18 protein-coding genes are annotated in these 23,809 nt (G+C 53.9%); 7 read left to right on the top strand and 11 right to left on the bottom strand.

The features are described from left to right. The first annotated feature begins 9 nt into the window (after window positions 1-9). Both IB212_RS04400 and IB212_RS04405 read left to right on the top strand, forming a co-directional pair. A complete protein-coding gene (locus IB212_RS04400; protein ID WP_051486145.1) occupies window positions 10-1,611 on the top strand; it encodes a glycosyl hydrolase family 18 protein in 1,602 nt (533 codons plus the stop codon). 63 nt (window positions 1,612-1,674) lie between these two features. Then, window positions 1,675-2,202, top strand: a complete 528-nt coding sequence (locus IB212_RS04405) for a cytochrome b (RefSeq protein WP_041911166.1) — start codon at window positions 1,675-1,677, stop codon at window positions 2,200-2,202. Here IB212_RS04405 and IB212_RS04410 read toward each other — a convergent pair. Continuing rightward, a complete protein-coding gene (locus IB212_RS04410; RefSeq protein WP_188246086.1) occupies window positions 2,165-3,361 on the bottom strand; it encodes a hypothetical protein in 1,197 nt (398 codons plus the stop codon). The genes IB212_RS04405 and IB212_RS04410 overlap by 38 nt on opposite strands. Before the next feature lie 167 nt (window positions 3,362-3,528). Here IB212_RS04410 and IB212_RS04415 point away from each other — a divergent pair, with 167 nt between their 5' ends. Together IB212_RS04415 and IB212_RS04420 are read left to right on the top strand one after the other, a co-directional pair. Beyond that, entirely contained in the window at window positions 3,529-3,747 is a 219-nt protein-coding gene (locus IB212_RS04415) for an ANR family transcriptional regulator (RefSeq protein WP_120247323.1), read from the top strand. Between the two features lie 45 nt (window positions 3,748-3,792). After that, window positions 3,793-4,542: an A24 family peptidase gene (locus tag IB212_RS04420; RefSeq protein WP_041911164.1), complete on the top strand. Its 750-nt coding sequence runs from the start codon at window positions 3,793-3,795 to the stop codon at window positions 4,540-4,542. A gap of 117 nt (window positions 4,543-4,659) precedes the next feature. Here the strand turns inward: IB212_RS04420 and IB212_RS04425 are convergent, their stop codons facing one another. From IB212_RS04425 to IB212_RS04435, 3 genes are all read right to left on the bottom strand, one after another. Then, on the bottom strand, window positions 4,660-6,426 hold the full coding sequence (locus IB212_RS04425; protein WP_126296588.1) for a lytic polysaccharide monooxygenase: 1,767 nt from the start codon (window positions 6,424-6,426) through the stop codon (window positions 4,660-4,662). Window positions 6,427-6,442: 16 nt separating this feature from the next. Continuing rightward, complete coding sequence (locus tag IB212_RS04430; RefSeq protein ID WP_041911163.1) at window positions 6,443-6,880, bottom strand: hypothetical protein; 438 nt, start codon at window positions 6,878-6,880, stop codon at window positions 6,443-6,445. A 378-nt stretch (window positions 6,881-7,258) separates the two neighbouring features. Continuing rightward, a complete protein-coding gene (locus tag IB212_RS04435; RefSeq protein WP_188246087.1) occupies window positions 7,259-9,217 on the bottom strand; it encodes a S8 family serine peptidase in 1,959 nt (652 codons plus the stop codon). A gap of 502 nt (window positions 9,218-9,719) precedes the next feature. Here IB212_RS04435 and IB212_RS04440 point away from each other — a divergent pair. Together IB212_RS04440 and IB212_RS04445 are read left to right on the top strand one after the other, a co-directional pair. Then, complete coding sequence (locus IB212_RS04440; RefSeq protein WP_337282731.1) at window positions 9,720-16,733, top strand: inverse autotransporter beta domain-containing protein; 7,014 nt, start codon at window positions 9,720-9,722, stop codon at window positions 16,731-16,733. A gap of 98 nt (window positions 16,734-16,831) precedes the next feature. Next, window positions 16,832-17,092, top strand: a complete 261-nt coding sequence (locus tag IB212_RS04445) for a hypothetical protein (RefSeq protein ID WP_041911160.1) — start codon at window positions 16,832-16,834, stop codon at window positions 17,090-17,092. 20 nt (window positions 17,093-17,112) lie between these two features. Here the strand turns inward: IB212_RS04445 and IB212_RS04450 are convergent, their stop codons facing one another. Together IB212_RS04450 and IB212_RS04455 are read right to left on the bottom strand one after the other, a co-directional pair. Beyond that, window positions 17,113-17,298, bottom strand: a complete 186-nt coding sequence (locus IB212_RS04450; RefSeq protein WP_045630703.1) for a hypothetical protein — start codon at window positions 17,296-17,298, stop codon at window positions 17,113-17,115. 69 nt (window positions 17,299-17,367) lie between these two features. Next, the gene (locus IB212_RS04455) at window positions 17,368-17,739 is read right to left on the bottom strand and encodes a hypothetical protein (protein WP_041911158.1); all 372 of its coding nucleotides are present in this window, start codon (window positions 17,737-17,739) and stop codon (window positions 17,368-17,370) included. Window positions 17,740-18,009: 270 nt separating this feature from the next. Here IB212_RS04455 and IB212_RS04460 point away from each other — a divergent pair, with 270 nt between their 5' ends. Beyond that, on the top strand, window positions 18,010-18,924 hold the full coding sequence (locus tag IB212_RS04460) for a hypothetical protein (protein WP_337282730.1): 915 nt from the start codon (window positions 18,010-18,012) through the stop codon (window positions 18,922-18,924). Between the two features lie 80 nt (window positions 18,925-19,004). On the opposite strand, the gene IB212_RS04465 is transcribed toward IB212_RS04460, so the two are convergent. The 5 genes from IB212_RS04465 to IB212_RS04485 form a co-directional block, all read right to left on the bottom strand. After that, complete coding sequence (locus IB212_RS04465) at window positions 19,005-20,561, bottom strand: hypothetical protein (RefSeq protein ID WP_041911156.1); 1,557 nt, start codon at window positions 20,559-20,561, stop codon at window positions 19,005-19,007. A gap of 127 nt (window positions 20,562-20,688) precedes the next feature. Next, entirely contained in the window at window positions 20,689-21,177 is a 489-nt protein-coding gene (locus tag IB212_RS04470; RefSeq protein ID WP_045259774.1) for a type II secretion system protein, read from the bottom strand. After that, complete coding sequence (locus tag IB212_RS04475; protein WP_080339181.1) at window positions 21,164-21,526, bottom strand: type II secretion system protein; 363 nt, start codon at window positions 21,524-21,526, stop codon at window positions 21,164-21,166. The genes IB212_RS04470 and IB212_RS04475 overlap by 14 nt, the downstream gene beginning before the upstream one ends. After that, entirely contained in the window at window positions 21,513-21,989 is a 477-nt protein-coding gene (locus IB212_RS04480; RefSeq protein WP_028012053.1) for a type II secretion system protein, read from the bottom strand. The genes IB212_RS04475 and IB212_RS04480 overlap by 14 nt, the downstream gene beginning before the upstream one ends. After that, a complete protein-coding gene (locus tag IB212_RS04485) occupies window positions 21,989-23,782 on the bottom strand; it encodes a secretin N-terminal domain-containing protein (RefSeq protein WP_317616878.1) in 1,794 nt (597 codons plus the stop codon). The genes IB212_RS04480 and IB212_RS04485 overlap by 1 nt, the downstream gene beginning before the upstream one ends. Window positions 23,783-23,809 lie beyond the last annotated feature (27 nt).

Genomic DNA, 23,809 nt, shown 5'->3' on the forward strand with positions numbered 1-23,809 from the left:
ATATCTCCCATGTTAAAGAAAAATAAAATATCTCTGAGCGCTATCGCCGCGGGGCTGGCGTTAAGCGGAATGCTGGTCAGCACGTTTAGCCATGCGGCCGCAACCGACGCCGCCTCACAGATGCCGGATATCAGTCAGAAAAAAATTCTCGTAGGTTATTGGCACAACTGGGGAATTAACCCGGAAGAGATAGACAAAGCGCGCGGCTATCAGGGAGGCTTACCTTCTGATATGTCGCTGCGTGAAGTCCCGAGAGGCTACAACGTCGTCAACGTCTCCTTCATGAAAGTCATGGATGGGCAGAGCGGGAATATTCCCACCTTCAAACCCTACAACGCGAGCGATGAGGAGTTCCGCGCTCAGGTTGCAGAGCTGAACGAGCAGGGGCGCGCGGTGTTGATTTCACTGGGCGGCGCTGACGCGCACATTGCACTGAACAAAGACCAGACTGAAGCGCTTGCGGCGGAGATTATTCGCCTGACCGATCGCTATGGTTTTGATGGTCTTGATATCGACCTGGAGCAGACGGCCATTACCGCGGCTGACAACAGTACGGTGATCCCGGCGGCGCTGAAAATGGTGCGCGACCATTATCAGCAGCAGGGCAAACACTTCATCATCAGCATGGCGCCAGAGTTTCCCTATCTCCAGGCCGATCGCGGGGTGAACTACAAAGCCTACCTGCAAAATCTTGAGGGCGTGTATGACTTTATCGCTCCACAGTATTACAACCAGGCGGGCGACGGCGTGAATATGATGACGCAGGAGGAGAAGGACGAAGTCGGTGAATGGTGGCTGCCGCAGGAATGGGGGAAGGGCTATAGCGACCGTCAAAAAGAGCTTTTCCTTTACTATCTCACCGACAGCCTGGCAAACGGGACGCGCGGTTATGTGAAGATCCCGGCGAACAAGCTGGTGATTGGTCTTCCGGCCAACCCGGATGCGGCAGGAACCGGCTATGTGCGAGACGCGCAGAGTGTCTTTAACGCACTTTCGCGACTGGAAGAGAAAAATGAAGCGGTAAAAGGGCTCATGACCTGGTCAGTGAACTGGGACAATGGCAACACTAAAAATGGTCAACATTACGGCTATGAATTTCTGAACCGCTACCAGAGCATCCTTGACGGAAGTCTGCCGGATGGGGGCGACGAAACAGATACTCAGGCGCCAACACAGGTGCAGGGCGTGCAGGCCACGCTGAAGGGGCAGGATGTTTCGCTCAGCTGGCTGCCAGCTAAGGATAATACTGGCGTGGCGGGGTATGCCATCTGGCGCGGTCTGGAAAAGATCGGTGATACCCATGAACTCAACTTTACTGACACCCAAACCCAGCCTGGCATGAGCTATCGCTATACGGTCATCGCCTATGATGCAGCCAACAACTTCGCTACGCCGAGCCAGCCGGTCAATGTTACCGTGCCCGATAATGACGATGGCGGAGGCGAAGAGGGCGGCCAGGGCGGCGACGTTACCCCATTCACGCCGGGCAAACTCTATGCCGTAGGGGATAAAGTGCTCTATGAGGGCAACGTTTACCGCTGTCAGATTGGCCATACAGGTGCCAGCCATTGGTCGCCGGATCGGGCCCGCAACTTGTGGGTAGCTGAATAACCTATTTCTTAAACAGCATGGCTTCGCAGGGAGCCGTGCTGTTTGTTTTACAGGACAACGACTATGCAAACTTCTCTGGTTATTGCCAAACGTTACGATCGGTTTTCTCGCCTTCTGCACTGGGTGGTCGCAGCCGTCATTATCTACGCGATGTGCATGGGCTATATTCTGCACGCGCTGGAAGGAACCCGCTGGTTTACCTTCTTCTCCGTGCTGAATATGTCGCTGGGTACCATCGCCACACCTGTCATGATGGTGCGCTTCGTCTGGCGTTTCTTCCGCCCTTCGGTGCCCTATCCGGCAACGGTAGCCGGACGTAAAAAACAGCTGGTGGTATTTATTCATGAGCTGTTTTATCTGACCATTATGGTGGTGCTGGTTAGCGGTTTTCTGATGCTGCAAAAAGACTACAACCTGTTTGGTCTGGTGCCGGTTTCCCGCCCGATTGCCATCGCCGAAGTGAATGCGTTTTTCTTCCAGGTGCATCGCTACAGCTGCATTTTGCTGGGTGTGATTCTGCTTGGGCATGTCGCGGCGGTGTTGAAATACACCTTTAGCGGGCAGCGGGAGATTCTGCAGCGGATGCTGTGAGAAAGAGGCTCACTCCCCCCATCAGATGCGCGGTGTTGCCGATCCTGTGAAACATCACCATCCCGCGCATCTGCCTTCCGTGCAGCGTTTGCAGAACAACTTCCCGGGCAAAGCTGCTTTCACGTTGCTGTGAGTACCAGGCGCGAAAACCGGGCAGGAACGGCGTATCGCAGTGTGCGTCCAGTAGCGTCAGGGTGCTCAGCGTCTTTTCCTCATCAGGGAACAGCGCTTCCGTACTGCCTTGCCAGTGGATCTCCTCCTCTGGCATCGAGAGGCGAAACACGACGCAAGAACCCGTCTGCGACAGGCGAATAATGATGGCACTGGTGCTGGCCGCGAGCGCCTGTTGCTGTTGGATCCAGCGGCGGTACTGATATAAACAGTTGGCAAAAATCGCCGAAAATACCAGGTACCACTGCGCCTGCCAGATTGCGGGGATGAGATCGGGCGTTAGCGTGTAAAAAATCCCTTCCCGCTGCTGGGTCGCCAGCACCACAATCAGGTATTGAATGAGCAGCAGAGCGCCAACGCCGCGTCCGGAGAGCGCAAACACGCTCAGTAAAACCACCGTCGTTTGCACCAGCAGCAGGTTTAGCCCCTGCCAGAGCGGTGGCAGGAAAAAGTACCCCGTCATCAGCACCAGGGTATTCGCGGCAAGGAGCAGAGCTTCCCGCCCGTTAAACCGCGGGTGCGACGGCATTTTGCTCTCACGCAGCAGCGGCAGAATGGCGAGAATGCCGGTTAATGCCGCCAGCACCCAGGAAAAAAAATGCAGAGGCGCAATCGGATACCCTGAGAGTAACAGCGCCAGATTAAGCAGCAGGCTGCCGCAAAAAATGCTGAAGATTAACTGTAGGGGGTAGATCAGTTCACCAATAATCGGCCTGCGCGCAAAACGCAGCGCAGGCAGTTGCGCATTCAGACGAAAGACGGCGACGCACAGTGGAAATATCGCGACGTCGAAGAGGGCGAACAGGCACGCCAGCGTCAGCGGGCGGCCTATCCAGACGCCAGCAAACACATGCAGCAAGCCCGCGGTAGCCAGCCACAGCGGCCACTCTCGCGGGGCCGTCAGCCATAACGCGGCGAAAAGCAGCGGCGCCGGGAGCCAGAGCGTGGTGGAGAGGCTCCAGCTATCCCGCGTATGAAAGCTCAGCAATGCCAGCAGGATATAGAGACCCGAAAAGGCCAGCCAGCGGATAATATTGGTAATCAGCGTTGTTCTCCCACTGAGGCATTCAGCGTTATTCAGGTATTTATCATTTTAAGCTCAATTATTTTATCGTCGCTATTGATACGCTGGGATTTTTTCTAAAGGGCTTAACGATGGACTGGCAAAGCGACAAACGCGATCCTGCTACCCTGTGGTTTTCACTTTCTTCACGAGCGGCAGAACATGAACAGGGAAAAGAGTGGCATATCGCGGCATTATTGTGGAAAGAAGCGGCACAATATGCAAAAGCGCATCTGAATATTGAATGGGCGAACTTGCGCGGAGACTTTTGTACTTTACGTGCAAACAGGCTGCCTAAATATAACGAGTAGTCTCTGCTATTATCGGAGATTGCATGTCCCTCAGAGTGTGGAACCATGGTTGAGAGTGTAATACTCGTTTTTAGCGTTTTTCTGGGCGCCATTATCGGCAGTTTTTGCAATGTCATCATTTATCGGCTCCCCTTGATTCTCCACGGTGAAGCACTCTCTTTATCGTGGCCTGCTTCCCACTGCCCACGCTGTAAACACCCCATTAAATTTCGCCACAATGTTCCTCTGATGGGCTGGCTGCTGCTGCGCGGGCGCTGCGCCAGCTGTGGTCAGGCGATATCGTGGCGCTATCCGCTGGTTGAAGGGCTTATGGCGCTGCTGTACGGAGTGATTATCTGGCAGCAGGGCATCACGCCGCAGAGCCTGTTCGACCTGCTGGCGGTGACGTTTTTGCTGCCGCTGCTGTTTATTGACCTGCGCACCATGCTCCTGCCCGACCGTCTGACGCTCCCGCTGCTAGTGATGTCGCTAGCGTTTGCCGTCAGCGGCTATAGCCGGGTGGAGCCAACGCAGGCATTAATCGCCGCTCTGCTGGGATTTGGCGTGCCCTGGACGCTCTCTTTGCTGTTCCGTTTATTGCGCGGCCATGAAGGGATGGGGATGGGGGATATGAAACTGCTGGCGGCGATCGGGGCGTGGCTTGGCCCGCTGGCGCTGCTGGATGTTTTTGTTGCCTCGACCCTGCTGGCGCTGATCACGGCGCTGATTCTGTTGCGGATCAAGCCCGGTCAACCGTTTCCCTTCGGACCGTATCCGATTATTGCCGCGATAGGGTGGGTGATCTTATACCGATAAAAAAGCGCCGGAACGAAGGGGCGATTTCCGGCGCAAAAATGATAACGAAAGTGTAGGCAGGGAATGATAATGTGAGGCGCGGGTCAGTGAAGACCCGGCCAGAGTTAACTTACAGTATTATTTGCACTCTTTAGGCATGTTGGCAGCACCTTCTTTCTTCCAGACGCCCCACTCGCCATCGGAACCAGGCTTAACGCCTCGGGTTTCCCAGCTGTTCAGCCAGATGTTGCCCTCATAGCTCACTTTTTCACAAGGTGTCTTGTAAGTCTTGCTGTGATCCCAGGCTTTTACATCGGTTTGCGCCGGGCGCAGCTTGATCACCTTCGTTGCCGTGGAGACTTTACCGGTATCAGGTGCCGTCACTTTCACCTGCAGCGTCACGTCCACATTGTCGGTATACGGATGTTTACCCATGAGGTTGGTGCTGAAGTTATTTGGTGACGAGATCTGAATCTTATCGGCGTGATTCAGTGCGGACCATTCAATTTTTGCCCCTTTTAACGAGTCATTATTTTTGGACACGACGGCGGCAGCAATAACGTCACTGCCAACGATGGTGTCCTGGTTGTTGCCCGTATTGATCTGCACATCAGAAGCCTGCTGCGCTTCCTTCACGGTCACGGTGATATCGTCGGTGCTGGTTTTGCCATTTTTGGCCGTCACCGTCAGGCGATAGGTCACTTTACCGATTTTGCCGGGTTTAATCAGCGCACGGGCTTTTGCCGCGTGGACGGTTGAAACCCATTCGCCACCGTTAGCAACCTGCAACGCACCAATGTCCTGCCCTGAAACGATAGTCCATTGGTATTTTTCAGCATTGACGCTTGCGGAACCGTTAAGGTCATAACCACGTGATTCACTGTTGCTGTAAACGGTGAAGTCACTGCCTGCCTTCGCCTCCGGTGCCGTGCTATCCGCTTCAGCTTTGGCATTCAGGGTGACGGTTTTTGAATCACTCACGTTTTTATCATTGGTGACGGTCAGCTTCACGTTGACGGTAAAATCGCTCTCAGGTTTAGCCTTCAGGCGAATGCTGGCTTTAGCACTGGTGCTGTTTTCCAGAATGACCTTATCGGCATTGCTGGTGACGGCCCAGCTGTACTTCAGCTCTTTCCCCGTTGAGGCGCTACCGTCCAGCGACAGCGTGCTGGTTGACAGGTTATGACTGGATGGCGTGACGTTGGCCACCGGTTTGGTAATGACTTCACCGCCAAAATCGACGTCAATCATCTGATAAAATGCGTTATCGGTATCGCGCACGCGCCAGACGGCATAAATTTTCTGCTTACCTTCACGCTCCGGTACGTCGCAGGTGTGGGTTTCGAAGCCTGTCGGGAGAGAAATATCGGCCGACGGGTTGCCTGGCGCATAGGTATAAACCTTATGGCAGAATGGCTTATCTTCAAACATCGCCCTGGTCAGGCGCGAATCCGCACCCGGAACAGACTGCCAGTCCGGCTTAGTGATGTAGTAGGTAAAATAGGTGGTGCGGTGCTTAGCCGGTAAATGCCATTTAAACTGGTGCGGACCCGCAGACATAGGGTTGTTGTAGGTATTCTGCTTTTCGTCATCAAGCTTGCTGAAGGCGGGAGTTGCCGTTGAACCACCGCTTGCCAGTTTTCCATCCGGCGGGAACTGGAACAGCTGTTCGTTGGCGATCGGGGTTGGGCTCATATCGTTGCCAGCCGGGAGCTTCGGCGCTTCCACGGCGTCAGCAGGCCAGACGTTACTATGCTCACCTTTATCGTTCATCGGCGGGAAATGAATCACCGAACGGGATTTTGGTTCAAAAACATAGCCATGCGCCAGTGCGCCCGTGGAATACATACCAATCAATGCCACGGCTAACGCCGACGTAATATTATTCATCTTGAGTAGTTTCAAAATAATCTTCCCTGAATTAATTGAAGGACACTTCTACGTGACTGAGAGGGTTGTTCTGTTTGGCATACACCTTATTTGGCTCTGACTCATCAGGTGTAATCTCGCCGTTGCTGTGCCTGAAACCGGCACGCAGTTCAGGGTGCTGCTGATTGATAGCCTGGGCGAGGGCGTAGGACCAGTGGGCCTCTTCGCCAGCAAGAATGGTGACGCGCGTTTCCAGATTTGGCAGTTCGGTTCCGTCGTTAAAGAAGCGTGCACGAATCGTTTGCCCTTCAACGACCTTCACTTTCTCACCGTTGACGGCGCGTTCCAGCGTGCCTAGTTCTTTCATGCAGTTCTGGTGACCCTGTTCGCAGTTTGCCGATGGCGAGGTCGTGGCGGCGTTAGCTGAAACGCTGACGCCCGCCCCTGCCAGTAAAGCGGCAAGGACAAAAGCAGATCCTGTTAATTTCATAAGTTCCCTTATTTATTACTGAACAATAACGAAAAGTTAATCTCACCTGCGGCGCAGGTAAAAAGGCGTTATTACCGTGTGATAACAGGGACAAATAGTAACGGGAGGAGACAACCGGCTTGAATAAGAGACTTCTCTGAGCAATTAAGAGTCGGGGAGTTTCGGCAGAGAAGAGCGACCGTTCGTGCTGTAAAGAGGGCGGAGCGCGACAGAGTATGAAATAGTACTGCCAATTTCAGTCCTTGACGCATATTAATAAAATCTGAGCGAGTACGGAGTTTACGAAATGACGTTTTTACGGTTGTCCTGAGTGTTGAATTAATAAAATAAAGCCTGGCTTATATCCAGGCTTTACTATTATGTTAACCAAAAGGGTTTTTAAGGGCAGCTATTATTAGCTGCATCCGACGTTCGCCATGCCCCCCACTCACCGCCGCTTCCTGGCTCTTCTTGTCCTGCGTTGACATACCACTGATTCAGCCAGATTTTGCCGTTATGCGATACGCGGGTACATTTCACCGGGTAGGCGATCCGCGGGTTATACGCTTCTGCGCTGTCATCAGGAATATCAGGTAACTGTGGTTTTTTCACCGTTACGGTGATCTTCTCAGCGCTCACGCTTCCGTCTTTGCCCGTGACGGTTAACCAGTAGGTTGCTTCTCCGTCTGTATTGGCGGGAATGAGTGCCCGGGCGGTAGGCCCTGAAACTTCACGTACCCAGCCTCCGGCATGTTTCTCCTGTAGCCAGAATGTGCCAGTACTGTTTTTGTCGATAGTCCATTTCCAGGAGACGGCATTCTTGCTGGCGCTCCCGTCTAACTGATACGCACGGGAAGAATCGGTCGTGCCGGTAACGGTAAAGCTTTCTCCCGGCACTGCCTTTACTTCCTCCTGTTCTTCCTCTTTGAGTTCCAGAATCCTGGCTACCGCTTTTGCCATATTGGGGTGAGTACCTACTTTCGCTGAATCCCCCGCAGCTAAAGGTGTACCGGTTTCCTGGAGAATGGAGCGCATCTGTTGAGGCGTGACGGTGATATTGTGCGCTTTTGCAATGGCCGACAGGCTGGCGACCACGCCTGCGATAATCGGGTTCGCGGAGGACGTGCCGGAGAAACTTGAGGTGTATTCCGCATTTTTTATGCTATGCAAACCGCCGTAACCCGTAGTAACCACATCCCAGCAGCCCCAGCTGGCGCTGGTCACACGTGAGCCATAGGTGCTGAAAGAGGCTTTTTTGCCATTGTTTGCACAAAACGCGCCCGCAATGATCGCGCCGGAATCCCGCTTTTTAACGTCAAATTTTCCATTAAATCCTGCATGATCGAGGTTGATATTGCCATTGCCTGCCGCCTGAATCACGTGCACGCCCTTATCCGTCAGCGCTTTTATCACGTCATAATAGGCTGGAGCGTTTTCCTGGGGGACATAGCAAGAGGAGGTGCAACCTGTCACATCTCCTCCGCCGGTCTGCATACCAATTTGCACCACATCTCCTGCCTGGAGTCTGGGGATCATATTGTAGAGATTATTGGCCTGCCATTTGACGTATCCCATACGGGCGTTCCACGTCAGACCTTTGATGCCCGCATTGATATCTTTCGCCGCCATAATCCCGACGGAGCTGGTGTCGTGATCTTCGCCTGGCGTATAGCGCTTATCACCTTCATGGAAATCGATCGGCGGCAAATTCACATGGCTGGTATTCCATGCGTTGTTTTCCATTGAGACCAGCGAAATGCCGCTACCATCGTGCCCTGAATACTGACTTACGCTGTCGCGATTAACGCCACCCATATAGTAGCCGGGCCGTTTTTCATCTGGCGATTTGGTGTAATCCTGCAATCCACGAAAATCCGGGACGGTGGCCTGGCTGGTACTGTTCAGGGCATAGCTCAGCCCGGAATAGGGCGGCAGGTCGGGAACAGTGACCCCCTTTTCCAGCGATACCGGCATAGATTCCGGGTAAGCCAGCTCAATATCTTGTCGCGCCGCCAGTTCATTAATTACGTCATTGATATATGCCGCGTCATGTTGCTTATCGGCTGGCAGGGCTATACGTAAATAACGGTTAAAGCCGTAGCGTTCATTAAGCGCATCCATCTCGCTTAATTCACTGCTGCGTAAATGATTTGCCGTAAATAACGGACTCACGGCGAGGGTACTGTCGCGTAATGAAAAGGGTGAAGACTTATTAAGCGTTGTACCGGGTTTTAATTTCACGATAACGGAGAGATACGAAGTGCCTTCCCAGGCTTGCTCGTGCGCGACGGAATTTTGCGCAAAAGCGGGGGCACTCAAAAGTGCACAAATAAGCAGGGCCAGTCCAGTTTTATTCATGTCAACGATCTTCCTTATTAAATGACATCCAGAGTATTGCTGGGATCATCCTGCCATTAGGGGAAAACCTGCATAAGAAGAAGGTCAGCAATAAAATTGCGAGGTGTCTGTTCCATGTTAAGAATTACCTGCTCCGGAAAATATACGGCTGAAATTGGGCTGAGAAATTTATGAAGCAGGCTGAAAGAGTTGTTAAACATCAATGCCTAAGTATTGAATTTAATGAGGGGCGGAAAATCTCATGAACATCTCCTGAGTGCTGTATGGAGTTTAGGAATTATCTGGATCTTAATATCGCTAACCAGGGAGTTTAATTAATAAGGGATGCGTCACAATGCCCAGTGTTTCGTACTGTTCTTTACGTCAAAAATTATCCGTGTGGATAATCCTTTTACATTATTTATTTTCCATCTTTTTGCTCACTGTTCCCCCCGTCGCGCGGGCGCAAACTGAAACTCACGCAACCATTGAAAGCGAAAGCAATCAGCCCCTGCGGGATAAAATGGCCGGCATGTGGGGAAGCGCCCAACAAAACGGCGCGGGTGATGCCCTGCGCGGTGCGGCAAATAGCGAGGTGAATGCCGCGTTAACCCAGGAAGTGGAAGCGTGGTTAAACAATATCGGCGGGAAAGCTCGCGTTACGGCAGATGTCGGTATTGGCGGGAGCGATAGCCGTGATTTCGGGCTGGACTATCTGTGGCCGGTTAAAATCTGGCAACACGACATTCTGTTCACTCAGATGAGCGCACACCGCTGGAACGAGCGCGATATCCTTAACGTTGGCCTGGGCTGGCGGCATACCTTTAACCCGCATCTGATGGCGGGTGGAAACCTCTTCTTCGATCAGGATGTCACGCGCCACCATAACAGAATGGGGGCAGGCGCCGAGCTGTGGAGCGATGGGATTCGTGCGTCCGCGAACTACTACCTGCCCCTGAGCGGCTGGCGTCATTCTGACGACAGCATGTTTAATGACGATCCCGACCGCTATGAACTGTATGAACGTGCCGCCCGCGGCTGGGATCTCAATCTGGAGACGGCCCTTTCACAGCACGTCGCGCTTAAATTGGGCTGGTTCCAGTGGTATGGCGACAAAGTGGACGTTAACGGCAGCCGCAGCGAAGCCAGCCACAATCCCCACGGGCTTAACCTCGGGCTTAAGTGGCAACCTGTGCCGCTGGTAGGGGTCAGCGCGGAGCAGAGCATGATTAGCGGGCAGCGGGATAACTTCTCTGTGGGTCTGAATTTCCACTGGGAGTTTGGCCGAAAACTTTCCGAGATGCTGGCAAGTGAAAATGCGGCGGCTTTGCCATCGCTCATGCAGTCCCGCACGGAGTTCGTTACCCGTAATAACAACATCGTTCTCGCCTATAAGCAGGAAGAAAAAGACAGACGTCTTTATTTCAGCCCGACGGAAAAAACCACGCAGGCTGGCGTACCTTTGCTGCACGCGGTGAAAGGTGGGCAGGGGGGCGTCATTCGCTACACCTCCTCCAGCACGGCGATCGCGACCGTGGAGCCGGGCAGCGGTCTGGTGAACCCAACGCATCGGGGCGATGTCACCATCACAGCGACGGAAACGTCACCTGTCGATCCGGAGCATGTATTAAGTTCCGCCAGCTATCACCTGACCGTGACGCCGGGCGATTTTGCCCCTTCCGTCGAGGGCGTTGCCATTAAGGGGGACATGTCCCCGGGCCAGATCCTGGAGGGGAGTTATCTCTATAAAAGCAATGAAGGGGAGGATGAAGATCCCGAGCAAACCCGGATGCGTTGGTATGACGCAGATTCAGGCGAACTGCTCAAGGAAGGGAGTGCTACGTATGAGGTGCAAACGCGTGATATGGCCCGAAGCGTGGTCTTTGAAGTCACACCGTTCAACAAAAAAGGGATACCAGGGGAGAGCGGAACGGCGAAAATTACCGGGAGCGCAACGATAACCACCCTGCGTATCGATCATCTGCTTTCACCCGGTGAGATCCGCCGTGACGGCAGCGTGAAGTTCTTCGAAGAGAGTCACGGTGCGTTGCTGGTGTTAGCCGAGGTGAAAGACGGTCAGGGTTCCCCTCTGACCGATCAGATGGTGTACTGGCAGAGCAGGAACTCGCTTGGCTCGTTGTCGCAAAACAGCGTACGCACCGATGAGCACGGTCAAGCGCTGGTAAAAATAGAAAACATCATGGCGGATGGTGAAGATGAAATTACGGCCTCGCTGATCCCGCCAGGCGGGATCCAGACCCAGAGCACCGCCAGTGATAACAATGTTCAGCAGGAGAAGATGGCGCTGGTGGTCGATTTTGCCCACCCGCTTGCCATCCGCTTCGTGGCCTCTCCCGAGCGCGCAGAAGTTGCCACGGAAAAGACGTTCACTATTGAAGTTACCGATCAGGATGGTAAGCCTCTGACGGTTGAGAAGAACGTCACATGGAGCAGTAACGGTGAAACCCTGAGCGGCAAAACGGATAGCGAGGGAAGAGCATCCATCGCACTTATCGCGCCGCAAAAAGCAGCAGAGAAGTGGGTGGTGAACGCCACGGTAGATACCGTGAGTAGCCCGTCAGCGCCCGTAAGCCTTGAGCCAGGGTCGGTGGCAAAAGTGGTGCTGGACGTCCCGGAAAACGTGGTCGCAGGCAGTGAGGATAAAGCCGTTAGCGCACAGCTGTATGACCGGTTTGATAACGCGGTTATCAGCCGTAAGCAGGCCATCACCTGGCGGATAGAAGGGAGTCAGTTCCGGGAAGCGCCTACCGGAGACAGCGATGAGCACGGTATTGTCAGTGCAACCGTCGTAGTACCTGAAAAAGCGCCATCGCAGGTGAAAGTCTCCGCCGGTGATGAGCAGAAGATCGTCAATGTGACTGTCGGGAAGGTGAATCATGTTGAGCTTAAAGGTACCCCTGATACGCTGAATGCCAATGGGAGCAGCACTTCGACGCTGACCGCCATCGCGCTGGATGAGCACAACAATAGCGTACCGGACGCACCCGTAACGTGGTCGTTAATCACGCAGCAGTTTGGCGCGCTGAGCAACGCGATCGAAAAAACCGATGCAGAAGGCAAAGCGACGGCCACGTTTACGACCGCATCCGCGGGAGGCAATGCGCAAATAGAGGTCGATATTGGCGGCAAAAAACAAGCGACGCAACTGACGCTCAATGGTTACCCGATTATCCGCAGCATCACGCTGAACAAAACCGCCGGGCTGAAGGTGGGCGATACGGTAAGCGTGGAAAAGGTGGACGTGGAGCAGAACGGCGGCGGCGAGGTGACGCTGAGCTACCAGTGGCACCGTGACGGTGGCGCGATCGATGCCGCCACGTCAGACAGTTATCACCTGACGGAGCAGGATACGGGGGCGACTCTCTTTGTGGTGGTGACCGCGACCAACGATGCTAAAAATGAAGGCGATAAGGCGTCGTTGAAAACGGAGCCGGTGGTCGGGAAGGCGTCAGATGTTACGGTAACCGCCAGCGCGGACAGCGTGGATGCGAACGGGCTCAACACCATTACCTATACCGCCACGGCGAAGGATCGCTTCGGCCGTGCGGTGGTGGGCGAGGCGATTGTCTGGGACATCGACAAGCCGGAGCTGGTGAGCCGGGGAGAGGCCAGCGCCGTCACCGGTACAGAAGGCACGGGAACGATGATCGTTACCGCGAAAAATACCGGCGGAAACATCACGGTGAGCGCCACGGTCAACGGCAAGAAGGGCGAGTCCGGCGTGGCGCTGCAGGGGATTCCGACGATCAAAAGCATCACGCTGAACCAAACCGCCGGGCTGAAGGTGGGTGACACGGTAAGCGTTGAGAAGGTGGACGTGGAACAGAACGGCGGCGGTGAGGTGAAGCTGAGCTACCAGTGGCACCGTGACGGTGGCGCGATCGACGGCGCCACGTCGGACAGTTATCACCTGACAGAGCAGGACACAGGGGCAACGCTGTTTGTCGCGGTAACCGCTACCAACGCGGCCAAAAATGAGGGCTATAAGGCGTCGTCAAAAACGGAGCCGGTCACCGGGAAAGCGTCAGCCGTGACGGTCACTGCCAGTGCGGCCAGCGTGGAAGCTAACGGGCTGAACACCATTACCTACACCGCCACGGTGAAGGACCGCTTTGGCCGTGCGGTAGTGGGCGAGGCGATTGTCTGGGATATCGACAAACCGGAGCTGGTGGCCCAGGGGGATACCAGCACCATCACCGGAACCGGAGGCGTGGGGATAATGACCGTCACCACGAAAAATACCGGTGGAACCATCACGGTGAGCGCCACGGTCAACGGCAAAAAAGGCGAATCCGGCGTGGAGATTTACGGCGCGCCGTTGGTGACAGACCTGCATATCTCCGGCACGCCGAAGGTGGGGCAGACCCTGAGTGCGGAATACACCTTCTCGGCAAACGGGAGCGGTGCGGATGCGTCCACCTACCAGTGGCAGTGGAAGGACGGAGAGACATGGAAGAATGCGGCAGCCGCTGGCAATACGGCACGAACGTTCACGCTGCCGGACAGCTATGCGGGCTACAGCGTGCGGGTGGTGGTGACGCCGAAGGGCAGCAGTCACCCGTCGCTGACCGGAACGCTCCAGGAGAGCCAGGCGGTGACGGCTTACGGCACGCCAGCGGTGGAGGATGTGCGTACATCCGGCACGCCGGAGGTGGGACAGACCCTAAGGGCGGAATACACCTTCAAGGCGAACGGAACCGGTGCGGATGCTTCAACCTATATCTGGGCGAGGTATGAGAAAACCAGCTGGATGCCGATCGAGGGGGCCAACGGCCGGGAATACACCCTCCAGGCGGGAGACGCGGGTTACAGCATTAAAGTAACGATAGTACCGGAGGGCAGCAGTCAGCCGTCGCTGGTCGGGGCGGTGCAGCACAGCCCGGCATTAGATGTTTACGGTGCGCCATCGGTGACAGATCTGCACATTTCCGGCACGCCGGAGGTGGGGCAGACCCTGAGGGCGGAATATACCTTCACGGCGAACGGAAGCGGTGCCGATGCCACAACCTATATCTGGGCGAGATATGAGAAAACCAGCTGGATGCCGATCGAGGGGGCCAACGGCCGGGAATACACCCTTCAGGCGGGAGACGCGGGTTACAGCATTAAGGCGGTGGTGACGCCGACGGGCAGCAGCCAGCCAGCACTAGCCGGAGCGGTACAGAGCAGCCCGTCGGTAGACGCTTATGGGGCGCCGTCGGTAACCAATCTTCACATCTCCGGCACGCCGAGGGTGGGGCAGACCCTGAATGCGGAATACACCTTAACGGCAAACGGGAGCGGTGCGGATGCGTCCACCTACCAGTGGCAGTGGAAGGACGGTGAGACCTGGAAGAATGCGGCCGCCGCTGGCAATACGGCACGCACGTTCACGTTGCCGGACAGCTATGCGGGCTACAGCGTGCGGGTGGTGGTGACGCCGAAGGGCAGCAGTCACCCGGCTCTGGCCGGAGTGGCGCAGGAAAGTTCAGCGGTCGAGGTATATGGCGCGCCGGCGGTGTCGGGCCTGAAGATTTCCGGCACGCCGAAGGTAGGGCAGACCCTGAGGGCGGAATACACCTTCAAGGCGAACGGAACCGGTGCGGATGCTTCAACCTATATCTGGGCGAGGTATGAGAGAACCAGCTGGATGCCGATCGAAGGAGCCACCGGCCGGGAATATACCCTCCAGGCCGGAGATGCGGGTTACAGCATTAAGGCGGTGGTGACGCCGACGGGCAGCAGCCAGCCAGCACTGGCCGGAGCGGTACAGAGCAGCCCATCGGTAGACGCTTATGGGGCGCCGTCGGTAACCAATCTGCACATCTCCGGCACGCCGAGGGTAGGGCAGATCCTGAGGGCAGAATACACCTTCACGTCAAATGGAAGCGGTACGGATAAATCCACCTTTATCTGGGGGAGGTATGAGAAAACCAGCTGGATGCCGATTGAGGGGGCCACGGGTCGGGAATACACCCTCCGGGCCGAGGATGCGGGTTACAGCATTAAAGTGACGGTAATTCCGGAGGGCAGCAGCCAGCCTCAGCTGCAGGGCGATACACAGCACAGCCCGGCGGTGGATGCCTATGGTGCGCCGTCAATAACCAATCTGCATATCTCCGGCACGCCGAAGGTGGGGCAGACCCTGAGTGCGGAATACACCTTCACGGCAAACGGTTCCGGGACGGACGCCTCCAGCTTCCAGTGGCAATGGCAGGATGGTGCAACATGGAAGAATGCTGCAGGCGGCACGGCAAGAACGTTTACGCTTCCAGACAGCTATGCGGGCTACAGCGTGCGGGTGGTGGTAACGCCGAAAGGCAGCAGCCAGCCGTCGCTGACCGGGGCGGTACAGGATAGTCCGACGATGGCAGCCTATGGTGCGCCGTCAATAACCAATCTGCATATCTCCGGCACGCCGAAGGTGGGGCAGACCCTGAGTGCGGAATACACCTTCACGGCAAACGGGTCCGGGACGGACGCCTCCAGCTTCCAGTGGCAATGGCAGGATGGTGCAACATGGAAGAATGCTGCAGGCGGCACGGCAAGAACGTTTACGCTGCCGGACAGCTATGCGGGCTACAGCGTGCGGGTGGTGGTAACGCCGAAAGGCAGCAGCCAGCCGTCGCTGACCGGTGTGGTACAGGATAGTCCGACGATGGCAGCCTATGACGCGCCGTCGGTAACGGGCCTGAGGATCTCCGGCACGCCGAAGGTGGGGCAGACCCTGAGGGCGGAATACACCTTCACGGCAAACGGGGCCGGTACGGACATCTCCAGCTTCCAGTGGCAGTGGCAGGATGGTGCAGCATGGAAGAATGCCGCAGGCGGCACGGCAAGCACGTTTACGCTGCCGGACAGCTATGCGGGTTACAACGTGCGGGTAATGGTAACGCCGAAGGGCAGCAGCCAGCCGTCGCTGACCGGTGCGGTACAGAACAGCCCGGCGGTAGCGGTGTATGGTATGCCGTCTGTGACGGGGCTAAGGATCTCCGGCACGCCGGAGGTGGGGCAGACCCTGAGGGCGGAATATACCTTCACGGCAAACGGGGCCGGTACGGACGTCTCCAGCTTCCAGTGGCAGTGGAAGGATGGCCAGACGTGGAGGAATGTCGCAGGCGGCACGGCAAAAACGTTCACGCTGCCGGACAGCTATGCGGGTTATGACGTGCGGGTGGCCGTGACGCCTAAAGGTTCAGGGCAGCCGTTATCTGGCACTGAGGCCTTTAGTGGTGCTGTTACCATAAGATCTAAGCCTGCGCCTTTCGTTACAAACCTGGGTTACAGCGGCAGTACCGGAGCCTGTAACAGAATAACGGCAACCTACACCTACAACGCTAATGGCGGTGCATCTGAAGGCAACACGATATTTCAGTGGAAGTGGGGAAGCACCGTCGTTTCCAACATAAAAAGCGTTACTTTAGGCTATTGGGGGGAAGTCACGCTTTATGTGACGCCAGTTAATAAGGACGGTATCAGAGGAAAGACGGAATCAAAAACGTTTAAAAATACGGGCTTAAGTAGCTGTGATTGGTAAACACGTTAATTCATTCTGAGGTGTTTTTGTAAACAAGGGGGCATAAGCCCCCTGAACTCTACCTGTCGAATATTTTACAAAGTGCAGGGCTAAAATTCATGAATAATGTCTATCCTGAAAAGCAAGCATCAATACTCATTGGCGATGCCGCCACGCAATTATCCTTGCAGGGGATTAATATTGATCATGTTTCGCTTAGTTATTATCTGGGTAAAAAACTTGAGTATGCCCGGAGTATTAATGATTGCTTGTACGCTGAAGTCATATGTATTGCGCTATCAATGTTGAAGGAAAACGCTAAGTCATCCGGGCAGTGCTGCTGTAAATATAAGGAATGGATTGAGATATCACTTGATTAAGGGATGGACTTATTACGTTTTCAGATCTGCCTTTTACTGTCTCGGGCGATTTTCACTTCTTCAGCAAAATCCAGTGCTTCTTTGTAATCAAAGCTACGCGTTTTGGCATTATGCCTGCCCGGTAACGGTGCCGGTATTTTCACCCCGAACAGCTCACCCGTCGTCATGAGCGCATACACTAATTCAGCCTCGGTGACATCGGCCATTTTCGCCAAAACATTCGTCCTGATACAAAAACTTAACTTCACGTCTAGTCCTCCGTTTGCAAAAGATTTTCAGTCATGTTGCCTTCTGTAAAAATCGATAACGCTGTCGAGATTGGGTCGCATAAAGTTCATGGCATCAATGGTTTCGCACCAGCCCGACAGGGATTCATTTGCTTTTACATACCATGCGTGCTGCTCGCTTCGGGTGTGATGACCCGTGATCAAAACAAGCATGTCGGGTTTAATTCTTCTGATGAACTCCAGATACTTCACCAGATGCGTCTTCGTGCCAAACGTGTCAGCATCGATAATGCACAGTATTTTATCTCTGGCGATAAAATAAAATCGCGCTATTTCTTCAAGCCCTTTTTCGAATAAAAAAGAGTTTGTTCGCACGCAAACCCGAATTTTTTCATGAGTCTGTTTAATTGATGGTTCCATCTTATGTCTCGCTCATCAGGGTAAAATATATGAGATGGCTATTAAGCCTACTATTCCAGCCTGAATAGTGGCAAGGCATTATATTCATTCCTCAGAGTAAAATAAGACGGATCTGGTCTTCTGATTAATAAGAATCTACTCTGTATCTATGAGTTAAAAATAAATAAACGATGATTTTATCTGGCGGTATGTTTTACGGCCTGACGCATTAAGATATGGTCACTGTTGCGTAAGCTTATTGTTTTTATTTTTCTCAAAGAGGACATTTTCATGACAAAGACCGTCGTAGCATTAGCCATACTTAGCGCTTTTTCAACGGCATCAGTATGTGCCAGTGATTATGCGCGTATGATTAATATTGAAAACCCTGACCATCTGAAAATCAGGGTTCAGAATGCTATTTATGAAGAGGGTTACGATAGCGATTTTATTCCTCATGTCTGGTTTGGTAACGAAGATAACGGCGTGATGAATATCATTGTCGATAATGGTGCGGTGCAGAACGAATCTATTGAAAACGGCCTTAACTGCAACTATGCCATGATTGTCAGTAAAGACAACGGCGTCAACTTACAGGCAAACGGGAAAAACTGTCGTTATAAGAAAAAGAGTTACCGTTCCATTAACTCTCCGGTGATCACCATTATTAATGATTCATCTTTAACGCTTCGGCCCTATTTTTCCGTTAACGGGAATGATTTTTTTGCTGCCGCCGGCGCGATCATCCCCAACGGGATCCGCATGTTCACCGGGGACAGTGGCGACTGGAAAAAACAGGGCGTTCGCTATGGGGATAACCTGAAAGTGAAGTTTAGCTACACGCTGGCAGAGTCGGGTTCGCAAAAAGAGGTCGTCTGCCCGTCTCTTGACACCTTAACGGAAAACCGACTTTATCGCCTTCAGGGCGGTGAGCAAAATGCGCTCTGCGTCCTTGAGAGTAATGAGATTCACATTAAAAACGATCGTATTGTTGCCGGATGGAACAAACCTCTGACCAAAGCAGAGCTGCTGCAACGGATCGAAGCCACCGCCGCAGACGATGACGTCATCATAGATATGCCAGATGACAAATACATGGCGCTCTTTACCCAGCCGGATGAATATAAAATCCCGCTGAAAGCAGGGGACGCAAAGGCGACAATCACATTAGTGGTTATCAAAGGGACCATTCCCATCGCGCAGTAAAAATCGGCAATACATTAGCGAAAAGCTAACAAGCCGTCAGGCAACATCTCAAGGAGCATGTTGCCTGACGCGCCAGAGTTTTAGGGAATAGCGGTCATCACCCATTGTGGCCGATATTTTTGCTCTCCACCTTTGATATCACACCAGGCAATAAGCGGGTCGGCAACGGTACCTGTTTTTTCATAAAGTAACATTGTACTGCTCTCAGGATTGGGTTCGGATGCTTTAACCCCTGCAGGCAGCCACCATTTGCAGGCAAACTGGGAAACATCGGGCGTGGAGCCCGGCTCTGGAATGACCTGTGCCACATTAACGCTCGCATAGCCTTTCAATGATTTCTGGGCGGCAGCCACCCGATCGTTAACGATAAAAGACGTATCGGGGATCGCGCCATCAGGAAAGAATTCTTTAATTTTCGGCCAGATCCGGGCAATCGGCATTGCCTGATTATAACCATTCACCAGCTCACCGCTGGTACTGAGCGCCAGAACGCGCTGCGTGTCGTTATCGATCAGCGGCGCACCTACGCCCGGCTTCATGGGGTTGTTTTTATTACTCATATCGTTGTTGTATGTGCTACAACGATGCCGGAATTGACCCGCTTCGCGGTCATATAGCTCAATAGCACAGTGGGTGCCATCTGACTTATTCACTGCAGCATACAAACGCGCATTATCTTTTTTAAACTGCGCCTGCGGCAGATAAAATTCGGTTTTTTGAGTGGCAATGTCGTTAGCCTTCGTCTCATCTCTTGGATCAATCCCTAAATAACCCAGTGATTTGACGAAATCTTCTTGCGCTTTATCGCCCGAAAAATCTAACGACAATAAGCGATATTTACCGTCTCTGCTGGATGACTTGCCAAAGGCTTTCACTTTGGCCGTTTTCTTTATCTGATAACTGGTGCAATCGTTCGGATTAACCTCAACCTCCTGAACAAACCAGACCTCTGTGGTTCTTACCTTTTTATCTTCTTTTAAAGGGAAACTGCTTAATACCAGCAGATCGCCATCAACCCCTTTTTCGCCGATGCGCCATCCGGTATTGTAATGCGGTTTTTCCCGGTCATAGGTATCGCGGATCACCGCGACGGGTTTTGTATAGTTATAGATAAAAGGTGACTCTTTAAAGCAGGAGTGCGGGGGCGGGTTTTTGTCACCCGGGATGATATTAAACAATGACACATCCTGAAGCTTTGCCTCGCCCCTGACCTGGAAGGCAATTTCGGCCTGTCGGGAAGAGGGAAGTGCAGAGCCATCGGCAGATAACAACCGTACCGTTACGCTATCACCAAAGATGGATAATGCATCGAAACTGACATGGTGATCATCCGAGCCGCTCAGGATTTTCTCAGCCGCATAGCGGTAAACTTCGTTGTTATTTTTACCCGCAATTTCCACTATCGCCTCGGCGGGCAGGTTAGCATACGAGATATGAACATCAAGCAGCGCCGCATCTTCTATAACAATCGTCTCCTGCGTTTTATTTTGATTCAGATAATGATCAACTTCCTCCAGTGGAATAGCCGTTACGTGATTTTTTGCCTTAATTGCCAGCTCACCAGCAAATACAGGGCTTATGTTTTGAGACACAGCAGCCAGCGAGATGAAAAAATAAGCCAGTCTTTTTTTTTGCATATACGCACTCTCCAGTTTGTGTATTTCTGCACTTCCAGAGTGGCGATCAATAACATGCCCGCCATGGCCCCGCTGGTAAGAAAAAGACATATTTTTATGATATTGCGGCTAATACCTTATTATTCCATTAGCGACCACAAGCCGCAGGCAGCGGGGCCTGCGGATCGCTCTCTACCTGAAATTTCCAGTCGTAATACGTTTTCGCTTTAGCAAACTGTTTTGGATCGTGACGAAAGCCGACTTTTTTCCGTGGCGTACCTTTTCCGAGACTGCGCACGCCAATCCAGCGCCCCTGAGGATCGAGGATCATCCCCCAGTTTTTACTCCCGGTTAGCGGGTCGGCGTAGTGCTGGCGCAGGTGATAAAGCGGTTTTCGCCCGCGTTTATCAATAAGCAGCTGTTCGAAACGCACGGGAAAACAGCCATCACCGTTGCCGCGGTAGGCCTGTATCGCCGCGCGGATTTGATCGCCGCGAAATAAAAGCTCAGCCTCCTGTTGCGCCTGATAACGCATCTGCACCTCATCGCGGCTTTTCAGCAGCGACAACGCCAGCGTGGAGAGCGCAATCAGCAGCAGCAGATAGGTAAAACCTCCCTGTTGTTTAATCGAACGCATCGCGATGATCCTGCCCGGGTTTAGGTGGCGTCTCGACGTCAATAATTTGCCCTTCGTCATCGGTCTTCGCCTCCCAGATATCGCGGCGGTTGGTGATGGGATCCAGCGGCATCTGGCGCAGATAACCGGCCTCGATCAGATCCTCCAGGCTGTATGGCCCCGCCAGGCGATCGCGGCGGTAGTGATCGATCGCGCTGCGCAGCGCATGCAGATTATGCTCGCGCACCACCTCTTTGGCTCTGTCCGCGTGCTGGAAAAAACGTGGAGCGACCAGGGTCATCAATGTCGCGATGATCGCCATCACCACCAGCAGCTCGATGAGCGTAAAACCTTTTTCACCATTGCGCATAGGGCACTCCATTCAGACCGCTGGCCGTACTGGTACTACTGACATCAAACACGTCTTTCCCGCCGCCGCTGAAATCGCCAGGTGGCTGCGTGGATGCGCGTAACCGCCAGGTCTCTTCATCATTTTTTCCCTCGCAATCGCACATCGGATCGCGCGGTATATGGCGCAGGAAGTAGATCATCGCGCCAGTGGGCGATGTCTTATCCCGGACGCCTTCCACCAGGCTTTTTAGTGTCGGCGGATATCCCGATTCGCTGGTTTTTTTCTCAATGATGCCGTCCACGCTTGCCTGGTGATAACGGTCAATGGCATCGCGTAGCGTGCGCAGCGACTCACGTAGCTGCGTCTCCTGCTGCCGCTGATGGTAGTTACGCATCAGCGGCGCAGCGGCAGCGGCAAGCGTGGCGAGTAGCGCCAGCGTGACGATCATCTCAATCAAGGTAAAACCGCGCTGGCGCTGCATTACGATGCTCCGTTTTCCGTTTCTGACTCATCGAGGATCGGTGGCGGCAGCGTGGCCGCCCGGTCAGGGAAATGGGCCGGCGGCGCAAGCGCCGGTGCGGTAAACCCACTCCCCGGCTCTTCGCGCTGCAGGTCGCGCAGTTGAATGCTGTCGCCCGTTAAATCGTCGCTGCCCATCTCAATGGTACTGACGTGGCTTCCCGGTAAATCGAGGTTGCGCTCAATAGTCGGCGTAATTAACAGCACCACCTCCGTGCGCTCTTTGTTGTCGGAATTGCTGCTAAACAGGCGGCCCAGCCCCGGGATGTCACTTAATAACGGCGTTCCTTTTTGGGTCGTGGTTTCATCCTGCTTGATCAGCCCTGCCAGCATCTGGGTCTCGCCGTTCATACTGCTGAGCGTGGTATTGGCTTCGCGTTTCGTGGTGCGGTAATACTTTGCTCCGTTCTCACCGGGTTCTTCGGCGCCCAGGGCACTGAGCGTGAACTTCACCTCCATTGAGATATTGTCATCCATACTGACTTCCGGGGTGACTTCCAGCTTCAGGCCGACGTCCTGATAATCCACTTTCTGTTGCGAAATCCCGTCATTGACGGTTGTGGTCAGTACCGGGATCGTTTGACCAATATCAACCAGCGCTTTTTTATTGTTTTTCACCCGGATCCGCGGGTTGGCCAGCACTCTGGCGTTGCTCAACACTTTTTTCATGTCAATGGTCATATTGTCGATATCGACCATGATATTTTTGGCGCTCAGGTCGCCCAGCGGGATCCCGCTTCCCTTTAAATCACCTTCTTTACTTTTCGCAAAACCCGCACTGATGGTTTGCGGCAGCTTCACGCCAAGCGCTTCGAGATCGTTGGTATTTACTTCCAGCACTTCAACGGCCAGCGTGACCTCCGCTTCAGGCCGGTCGAGCGTCACTAACAGGCGCTCCGCTTTTTCCACGTTCTCTTTTGGCCCGCGCAGGGTGACGGAGTTGGTTCGCTCATCAACGTGCACATCCTTCAGCTTGACCATATTGCGCAGGGCGACGTTGACCTCTTTTGCTTTCGCATAACCCAGGAAGATGGTTTTGACGACCACGTCGCGATAGATCTTCTCTTTTTGCGCGGTAGCGGGGTAGATCAGCAACGTATTGCTGTTCAGCACCTTCTTCCGCAGGTTATTCGACAACAGCAGCACGTTGATAGCATCTTCCGCAGTGGTGCGTTTGGCTATCAGGCTGCCGGTAGTGCTGGAGGAAATATCTTTGTCAAAAATGATATTGACCCCGGTCATCTGGCTGATGGTGTTAAAGATGGCCATCAGGCTGTGCTCGCGAAAATTAAGCGCTATCGTTTTTTGCAGTTCCCGGTTCAGACGCTGCTCCGGCTGGTTGATCCGCGACACCTCACGCATCAGGTGATCGCGCAGCGCGCGCGCCTGGGGCCAGTTGGGATCTTCTTCCAGCACCTGCTGGATTTTGTGCAGCGCGCGTGCCGGGTCGCGGGTGCTGTTCGCTACCGCCTCCTTATACAATGCGTCCAGCGCTCTACGGGCATCGAGCTTGCGTAAGCCCTGCAGGGCGCGCAGGTTGCCGGGCTCATAGGTAAGCGCATCGCGCCACATTTGCGTCGCCAGGGTGTAATTGTTCTGACGCACCGCGAGATCGGCGTTTTTCAGATAGTCATTTACCAACTTTTTGCTGATGTCAGCCTGCTCGGCGCGAAGCGCAATATCCTGTGGGCTGGCGATGCGCTGTTGATCTATCTCCTTAAGCCGCTTAACCAGCACCTGCGGCGAGGCGGTCACGGATCCCGGGACCGGAGGCGCCGCACG

Origin of the sequence: Enterobacter sp. E12 (genome assembly GCF_014596715.2) — a bacterium.
Classification (GTDB): Bacteria; Pseudomonadota; Gammaproteobacteria; order Enterobacterales; family Enterobacteriaceae; genus Enterobacter; species Enterobacter bugandensis.